Below are 7452 nucleotides of genomic sequence, written 5' to 3'. Positions count from 1 at the left end.
GACGGTGGCAAATTGTAAAAGTGCGGGTGATCTTATGGTTAATGTACGGAGGTGCAGGATATAAAAACTCCGGGCAGGAGTGAACCCCTGCTTTCTACTTATTGGTCAGTTATGACTCCCCACTGCTTACTATTCACACCAGCCTTCCCGTCTATTTTTCTTGCTCACCAGTATATGGGGCTATTTCAGGGGCGCTCACGGGGCGTTCTATAGCGGGGCTATACTAGCGGGGCGCTAGGCGGCTAGAGGGCGGGAGAGCGGGTATATAGCGGTTTGCGTATATAGGGAGATAGACTATATTTCAAAGACTTATATAGTAATTAAATTATACCATGAACCACCGTCCACAGATTGGTCAGGTTGTCGGTATTATTCAGGTAGGGTTCCGTGGTCATCACGTACTGGGTGCCGGTGGTGCCGGTTTCGTTACAGTAGCGACGGTAGGCCATCAGGTTGGCCAGCAGTTGTTCAGGGGTGAAGCCCCCTTGCCGAATCAGCTTCCGGTACTTGTTGAAGGTTTTCTGCTTGTAGCCCTTTTTGCCCTCACGTTTTGGGAAGTTCGTCCACCACTGCTCAAAGTCTGCTGACAGCTCATCCGGTTTTTCAGCGGGTTTCTGAGTCACCGGACCGGGTTGCTCAGTCGTGCTCCCCGCACTTGATGGCACTTCCCCCGTCCTGGGGGGCGTGCGGTCGTCAGACTGCACATATGTCTTGTAAATATTTCTCTTATTCTCTTCTTCTCTATTTCTCTTATTCTCTAGGCGAGATTCTGCCGAGCATTTTCCGAGCATCTCCCGAGCGGTTTTCAGTAAAACATCGGTTTGCTTCGACCCCCTGTAATCACTGGCTTTCGACACCGCCCGTTGAATAACGGAGGTCACTTCCGGCAGGTCTTCCAGTAGCGATTCGGGAAGCCTGACCAGCAGCTTCAGCCGGGCATCAATCTGAGTGATATTGTCCACGGGATTGTGTTCCATGAACTGGGGAATGCAGATGTAATGGCAATGCTCAGAGGCCAATAGGAAACCGCTCGTCGTTAGCTCGGTAATCGCTCGCTCAACGCTCGGCTCATCCCAGTTAAGGTCAGCGGCAATGTATCCTTTGGGCATCCTGAAGATACCAATCAGATTCCCGTGCCCTGTGGTCAGCAGATAAAGAGCCAGCAGCTTGGCCTTATCCGACAGCGACTGAATATCATCACTGATCCAAAACTGGCCGGAGACTTTTCCAAATCCTTTCATGGGCGTCTCCCATCAGCTGCAGCACCACCAAACCACCGGTTGGTCTTGCGCTTGACCTGCTCGTTCTTCTCCATCCAGTTGGTGATAAACCGCGTGAACCGTCCCTCACTACACCCCGGAAAACGATCCTTCATGTAGAGATAAGCACTGATCAGTTCCTGTTCTACATGGATGCTGGGATAGGTTTTCACCAGCTCATCGTAGATATCGTGGGTCATCTCAAAGTGAGGTTGATGCCCCCGAATAGGCCACGGAATGTCATACCAGGTCTCCGGTACACTCTCTTCACTCACCGTCGTGTTTTGACGTTCCTGGTTCATGCTGTGCCTCCTATGGCTTTCAGTGCCAGCCCGATGATCGGGGCGTCGGTATTCTGGATCACCACTTCCACGTCATTGCGAATCAGCACAGGCTGCCCCTGGGCATCGATCCGCAGCGCGATGGGAGAATGGTCGGGACGTGGGTAAGCCGTGTCCCGGGGAATAATGTCCGGTGCGTTTTCCGTTAATGGTTCAGGGACAGCCACCACAGCTCGGTCATCCAGCTGATCCGCATCACAGCCAATCACTTCAAGGATCGAATCCAGCCGATGCAGCAAAACCTTAACGGCACGATCCAGATACTGTTGGTGGTATGCGTCCGGTGCCACGTTCAGCTGGGGCCACTTCACGCCCAGCAGGTGGCAGATACGGATGCGATGCAGGTCCATACTGATGTGTCCCGCTTCGATTTTTCCGTACTGTGAACTGGAGGTACCGATGAGAAACCCCATCTGGGTCTGGGTGAGGCTGGCGGATTCCCGGGTTCTGTAGAGGTTTTCCCAGGGTTTATTGTCAGGCAGTTCCATGATCAACCTTCCATTTTGTAATTATTTATCGATCTAAAACTAACTTTTGTTAGTCTTGCACTTAACAATAACCAGCTTCATTAATTTTTGTAAAGCCTTAATTCAACAGATCGCTTTATGAAGGGATTCTCAAAGTCCGCATCTGTGATAAATTTTCACCAAACATGGAATAACGAAACGGTGGGAATAACGTGTCAACACACTGGACAGATCGCGTAAAACAGAAAGCCAAAGCGTTGAAATTGACAGACGCCCAGATCGCCCGGGAGATTGGCTGCAGCTCTGCCCTGTACAGTATGTGGATGAATAAGGGCCGAAACCCCAAACTGGAAAAGAAGATGGCCATCGCCAAGGTACTGGATGTCAGCGTTCACTGGCTGGATACCGGTGAAGAAGAACCTGATCCCAACGCACTGCCGGTCATCAGTCTTGACGATATCAATGCCTTTTACGAAGAGATTAACGACAAACAGAAAGCCATTCAGAAAGATTCCGGTGTTCGTTTTATTCAGTCGGATCGTGAGAGTTTTCTGATCCGGCTGGACAATGACTCAATGATCGATCCGACCAATGCGGAGAAAGTACACATACCCACTGGCAGCACAGTGCAAATCGATCAGGAGATGGAACCCACACCCGGCAAAATCGTACTCATTGAACTGGATGGACAGATGCTGCTGCGGGTCTGGCAACGGCTGGGAGCCAATCAACATGTGTTTAAAGTGATTAACCCCCTCTATACAGAGTTGAAAATCACCTACACCGGCGATTTCAAGGAGCTGTACAAAGGCACTGCCGTTGGATTCAGTTGCCCGTTATAACGGCGGTTCAGCAAGTAAACCTTCGGGCTACTGATCCCCTGTATCGTCAGTAGCCATTCACGCCCCACCTTCCCCAACCAACCTCTCAATCCCAATATTTTAAATATTGTAAAGACACTCTCACGTTGTTGTGAATTCGAGAATGGTACATCCAAACCCTGACTGGCTGATCTTTGGCTCACCGGTCTCTACCTATCTGCTCTGCAATTCCTGTATGACATTTGAATAATAGAAAAATCCAATCGTTAATTTAAAGGCGATTAAAAAATAACATCTAACTAACATTTGTTATGTCTGTCTAATTTTATATATAACTTTTGTTATCTACCTATTAACAATAAAAAGGAGCCTTCATGGACGTCGTTTCCCGCGACCTCAATCGGCATCTCAACGCCATTGATGCCCAGCAAGCCCTCGAAGACACCATCGAATCCCGACTTGAGCACATCGAGTCCGACTTTCAGCAACGGCTTGAACAGCAGCAACCCATCGCCATCAGCGGCTTAGGTGTCATGCACCTGATCGACTTCCTGAAGTTTCTCACACTGGAAGAGTACCACCCCATGCAGGGGTATCGCTGGTTGGCTGTTAAACAACTGGCTCACGACTGCAACGACGAACACGCCCGGCTCTCCGCTTGGGACATTATCAACTATGCCAGCAAGCGAGGCTACTGCCGTGTTTAACCAACAGTGTGAAGACAGCCCACTGGAGAGCTGTATCGAAGACGGGATCACTGAATGGCTGGAGTTCAATAGCTTCTCCTACAACCTGACCCACATGAACAATCTGATCCGTCGTCTGACTGAAGTACTGAGTATTCGCACCCACCCTGACAGCCTGAAAGAACTGATCCAGGGAGAAGTGACCCCATGGCGTGAAGAGCGGGCAATGAACTGCACACTCACCGATTACAACAACCTGATCAGTGACCTCGAAGACCGACTGTCGGCTCTGCAGCAGCGGATCAATCACGATAAGGAGCGACAACGTGCCTGCTAAAAAGAAAGAACAGACGATGATCACCCGTGAAGCCGAACCGTTGGTGACGCCGGATGCCACGACCTTCACCGAAATGGGCCAGCTGCTTAACAGGGCACTGGAAAAAGGCTCGGATATAGCAACCCTGGAACGGGTGATGACACTCTACGAACAGGGTCAGGAAGGCCTGGCAAGGCAGCAGTTCAACCACGCCTTTGCCGCCTTTCAAAAAGAACTGCCGGTGGTCAAAAAGAGCAAAACGGCCAGCTTCACCACCAGTAAAGGCGGCACGATGTCCTATCGCTATGCCTCCATGGATGACGTGGTGCAGGCGGTCCAGCCGGTGCTGCATAAGGTGGGGCTCAGTTACTGGTTTGAACAGTCGCAGAAAGAGGTGCAGAAACATAAGGAAATAGAACGGCAACCCGGCGTCGTGGAAACACGACCAGTGACCGTTACCGTGATCTCGATTACCTGCCATCTGGGCCACGTATCCGGCCACTCCATCAGCAATACCGTTTCCGGCCCGATGGACAGCAGCGGCAAGAAAAACCCGATCCAGCAAATGTCATCGGCCGTCACCTATCTGCGTCGTATTGCCCTGGTGGGCATCCTCGGCGTGGCCTGCACCGATGAGGACGTGGATGGTTACTCCCCGGATATCAAAACGGAAGAAGAGGACAAACCATCAGCCTATCCCGATGGAGACTTCCAACTGAACCTGCCGGACTGGACTGCACGAATCGAGTCCGGCCGCAACACCGTGCAGGACATCATCATCAGCATGAACAGCAAGGCTCCCGCTACGCCCCAACAGGTCAAACACCTGCAATCCATCCATAGAAAGGGTCATTAAATGCAACTGATCGATATACAACAGGGTTCGACTGAATGGCTGGCTTTCCGGCTGGGACATTTCACCGCCAGTGAAGCACCGGCCATGATGGGCGACAGCCCCTATACCAAACGGATTGAGCTGCTTTATCAGAAAGCCACCGGCTACCGTCCCGTCGTCACCCCATATCAGCAGAAGAAATTTGATCAGGGGCATGCGGCTGAAGCCAAAGCCCGCCCCCTGGTTGAACGTCGTGAAGGACAGGAGCTGTTTCCGGTTACCGGCATTCGCACGGTGCACGGACTGCCCCTGCTGGCCAGTTTTGATGGACTGAATCTGGATAAAACCCTGGTCTTCGAACACAAGCTCTGGAACAACAAGCTGATTGCCCAAATTGAGGGGGAAGGACTGGAGCCGGTTTACTACTGGCAGCTGGAACACCAGTTATTGGTGGCTGAACAAGCCGAACGAGCCCTGTTGGTCTGCTCCGACGGTACGGCGGACAACTTCCGCACGGTCTACTACGAATCACAGGAGGATCGGCGTGCCGCCCTGATCTCTGGCTGGCAGCAATTCCAGGCGGACCTTGAGCAATACCAGCGTGAGCTGGCATCGGGAAAGACCCAGTCCCCTTATCAGGAGGCCGTTAACCGCAACGACGCCACGTTCCGCCATGCCGAACAGGAATACCTTCAGGCCATGAGCCAGAAGAAAACCGCTGAGGCCGAGCTGGAAAAAGCCAGAGAGACCCTGATCAACCTGACCGGCGGGCTGAAAACCAAAGGCGAAAAACTGCAACTCTATCCCACCCACAAAGAGGGCTCCATTAAATGGAAAGCCGCGTTTAAAGCGATGCTGCCAGAAGCCTCAGCCAAAGACCTGGAACCCTTTCGAGGCGGAGAGTCCATCACATGGACGGTCAAAACGTTGTAGGGGAACCGCCCCCCCAGCAAAAGACTCCAACCTGTGGATAACCCATGCCGGTACGTTCGTGATTAATACCCGGGTACCGGCTAACCAATAACAACATCAGGAGATACCACCATGGCCAGAGGCGTCAATAAAGTCATTCTTGTGGGTAATGTCGGGCAGGACCCCGTCGTTCGATACACCCCCGGAGGTGATGCCATAGCGAATATCAGCCTCGCTACCTCGGAAAAGTGGAAAGACCAGCAGGGTCAACAGCAGGAACGAACCGAATGGCACCGCATTGTTGTCTTCGGCAAACTGGCAGAGATTGCCCAGCAGTTGGTGCGCAAAGGCAGCAAGCTCTACATCGAGGGCAAGCTCCAGACCCGGAAATGGCAGGACAACAACGGACAGGATCGCTACATCACCGAAATCATCATCAATGGTTTTAACGGACAGATGCAGATTCTGGACAAGTTGAACGACCAGCCTGCACAGCACTATCCACAGCAACCGCAGCAACCGCAGCAACAGAACCCGGTATCACCGCCCCAGTCTCAACAGCCGCAGCAGAGCCCATACCCGAACGCCCTCACAGGGCAGCCTGCCCAGCCAGCGGGCGGTTATGACGACTTTGATGATTCGATTCCTTTCTGAAAATGGAGTACATGATGAATCGGTTACATGAAGACGACCTGGCTCTGGCTATCGAAATACAACAAAACATCGCTGCTGGCATCAACACGCAAAAAGAGAAAGCTGAGCTGGCTAAAAAAATCAGGATTGCCGCCAGGATTGGTGACGAGATGGAGGGCCAGCAATTAGATGCTGAAAGCATACTGGTTGAAATGACAGCACTGATTGTGGCAATTACCGTTGGCTTACAAAGTCCATATGCTCGTGATCAGGCCATGCTGGTGACTGCCCTGATTCTTCAGCGCATTCGTGAAAATGACACGAATTTGATTGGCCACGTTCAACTGACCACACACTGAATCAAAGTATATCTCAACTGGTTACTAGAGAGATTCGTGCGATGAACAGTAGATATCGAGAAGGGTTAGAGGGTTTAAAACAGACCTTGTTGGACGTTATTTCTCACATATTGAACAACAACCGCCTATTCAATCTGATGAATTGTCTTGCACTCAACTGCAGCATGTTTAGATTTTAGTCACGAGGGGGGGGGTAAACATGGAAGAACTTATTTCCCAGCCTGTCCTGATGGAGTGGGTAGGTATTAAGCAGAAAACCGCTCTGATTAAATGGATGATCAAAAACCGGATACCCTTTTTCTATACACGAAAAGGCGAGGTAGTAACTACTTACGCCGCCATTAATCAGCCATTGATCGGCAACGAGTCACAACAGAAAGAACAACCTCTCAGGTTTCTCTAGGAGCTGTACTGATGGGCAGACAACGAAAAGAAGAAAATTCGCAACTCCCCCAAGGGGTTTACCGAAACAAAGGGCGTTACATCTATCGCCCCTACCACGGCCGTGTCGGCAAAAAATCCATCTTTGGCAATGACATTGTGCTTGGCCCAGATACCATGCCCATGTCCAAGCTCTACATGGCCGTTGAAAGCATGGAGCAGTCCACAGACCAGACTTTACAATGGCTATTAATCGAATACAGACAATCTAAAAAATTTCGCTCTATGGGGCAGGACTGGCAATACACCAAAGAAGGGAATGTAATTTAAATTGTGTAAACGCTTGTCGTTAATACTCCAAAATGGAGAATAACAATGAGCGTTGAAATCAACGAAAAACTGGTAGATCAAATAGCCAGTCAGATTAAAACTCAGGATGATC

At 50.9% G+C, this 7452-nt stretch carries 12 protein-coding genes; 9 read left to right on the top strand and 3 right to left on the bottom strand.

Annotation, left to right across the window (positions count from 1 at the left end):
* Window positions 1-320: 320 nt before the first annotated feature.
* The 3 genes from AK963_RS23105 to AK963_RS23095 are packed head-to-tail and all read right to left on the bottom strand — an operon-like array spanning window position 321 to window position 2088.
* A complete protein-coding gene (locus AK963_RS23105; protein ID WP_066017766.1) occupies window positions 321-1241 on the bottom strand; it encodes a hypothetical protein in 921 nt (306 codons plus the stop codon).
* On the bottom strand, window positions 1238-1561 hold the full coding sequence (locus AK963_RS23100) for a hypothetical protein (RefSeq protein WP_066017765.1): 324 nt from the start codon (window positions 1559-1561) through the stop codon (window positions 1238-1240). The genes AK963_RS23105 and AK963_RS23100 overlap by 4 nt, the downstream gene beginning before the upstream one ends.
* On the bottom strand, window positions 1558-2088 hold the full coding sequence (locus AK963_RS23095; protein WP_066017764.1) for a helix-turn-helix domain-containing protein: 531 nt from the start codon (window positions 2086-2088) through the stop codon (window positions 1558-1560). Before AK963_RS23095 ends, AK963_RS23100 begins: the two co-directional genes overlap by 4 nt.
* A 191-nt stretch (window positions 2089-2279) precedes the next feature.
* Between AK963_RS23095 and AK963_RS23090 the strand changes: the two genes are divergently transcribed.
* From AK963_RS23090 to AK963_RS23050, 9 genes are all read left to right on the top strand, one after another.
* Window positions 2280-2909, top strand: coding sequence for a LexA family transcriptional regulator (locus AK963_RS23090; RefSeq protein ID WP_066017763.1), 630 nt, complete (start codon window positions 2280-2282; stop codon window positions 2907-2909).
* A 353-nt stretch (window positions 2910-3262) separates the two neighbouring features.
* Window positions 3263-3595, top strand: a complete 333-nt coding sequence (locus AK963_RS23085) for a hypothetical protein (protein WP_066017762.1) — start codon at window positions 3263-3265, stop codon at window positions 3593-3595.
* Window positions 3564-3911, top strand: coding sequence for a hypothetical protein (locus tag AK963_RS23080; protein WP_175404609.1), 348 nt, complete (start codon window positions 3564-3566; stop codon window positions 3909-3911). The genes AK963_RS23085 and AK963_RS23080 overlap by 32 nt, the downstream gene beginning before the upstream one ends.
* Window positions 3901-4746, top strand: a complete 846-nt coding sequence (locus AK963_RS23075; protein WP_066017760.1) for an ERF family protein — start codon at window positions 3901-3903, stop codon at window positions 4744-4746. Before AK963_RS23080 ends, AK963_RS23075 begins: the two co-directional genes overlap by 11 nt.
* Window positions 4747-5658 (top strand): YqaJ viral recombinase family protein, encoded by a 912-nt coding sequence (locus AK963_RS23070; RefSeq protein WP_066017759.1) that lies wholly within the window; start codon window positions 4747-4749, stop codon window positions 5656-5658.
* A 111-nt stretch (window positions 5659-5769) separates the two neighbouring features.
* On the top strand, window positions 5770-6291 hold the full coding sequence (ssb, locus tag AK963_RS23065) for a single-stranded DNA-binding protein (protein WP_066017758.1): 522 nt from the start codon (window positions 5770-5772) through the stop codon (window positions 6289-6291).
* Between the two features lie 11 nt (window positions 6292-6302).
* Entirely contained in the window at window positions 6303-6629 is a 327-nt protein-coding gene (locus tag AK963_RS23060) for a hypothetical protein (RefSeq protein ID WP_139117602.1), read from the top strand.
* Between the two features lie 199 nt (window positions 6630-6828).
* A complete protein-coding gene (locus AK963_RS23055; protein ID WP_066017756.1) occupies window positions 6829-7032 on the top strand; it encodes a DUF4224 domain-containing protein in 204 nt (67 codons plus the stop codon).
* 11 nt (window positions 7033-7043) lie between these two features.
* On the top strand, window positions 7044-7340 hold the full coding sequence (locus tag AK963_RS23050; RefSeq protein ID WP_066017755.1) for a hypothetical protein: 297 nt from the start codon (window positions 7044-7046) through the stop codon (window positions 7338-7340).
* Window positions 7341-7452 lie beyond the last annotated feature (112 nt).

Origin of the sequence: Endozoicomonas atrinae (assembly GCF_001647025.1) — a bacterium.
GTDB classification, from domain to species: domain Bacteria; phylum Pseudomonadota; class Gammaproteobacteria; order Pseudomonadales; family Endozoicomonadaceae; genus Endozoicomonas; species Endozoicomonas atrinae.
The sequence above is the reverse complement of the archived record's forward strand: the minus strand, read 5'-3'. Positions and strand labels throughout refer to the sequence as shown.

Coding starts and splice junctions, on each gene's coding strand:
- AK963_RS23105 (WP_066017766.1), bottom strand. CDS start 1,241: ATGAAAGGATTTGGAAAAGTCTCCGGCCAGTTTTGGATCAGTGATGAT.
- AK963_RS23100 (WP_066017765.1), bottom strand. CDS start 1,561: ATGAACCAGGAACGTCAAAACACGACGGTGAGTGAAGAGAGTGTACCG.
- AK963_RS23095 (WP_066017764.1), bottom strand. CDS start 2,088: ATGGAACTGCCTGACAATAAACCCTGGGAAAACCTCTACAGAACCCGG.
- AK963_RS23085 (WP_066017762.1), top strand. CDS start 3,263: ATGGACGTCGTTTCCCGCGACCTCAATCGGCATCTCAACGCCATTGAT.
- AK963_RS23080 (WP_175404609.1), top strand. CDS start 3,564: ATGCCAGCAAGCGAGGCTACTGCCGTGTTTAACCAACAGTGTGAAGAC.
- AK963_RS23070 (WP_066017759.1), top strand. CDS start 4,747: ATGCAACTGATCGATATACAACAGGGTTCGACTGAATGGCTGGCTTTC.
- ssb (WP_066017758.1), top strand. CDS start 5,770: ATGGCCAGAGGCGTCAATAAAGTCATTCTTGTGGGTAATGTCGGGCAG.
- AK963_RS23060 (WP_139117602.1), top strand. CDS start 6,303: ATGATGAATCGGTTACATGAAGACGACCTGGCTCTGGCTATCGAAATA.
- AK963_RS23055 (WP_066017756.1), top strand. CDS start 6,829: ATGGAAGAACTTATTTCCCAGCCTGTCCTGATGGAGTGGGTAGGTATT.
- AK963_RS23050 (WP_066017755.1), top strand. CDS start 7,044: ATGGGCAGACAACGAAAAGAAGAAAATTCGCAACTCCCCCAAGGGGTT.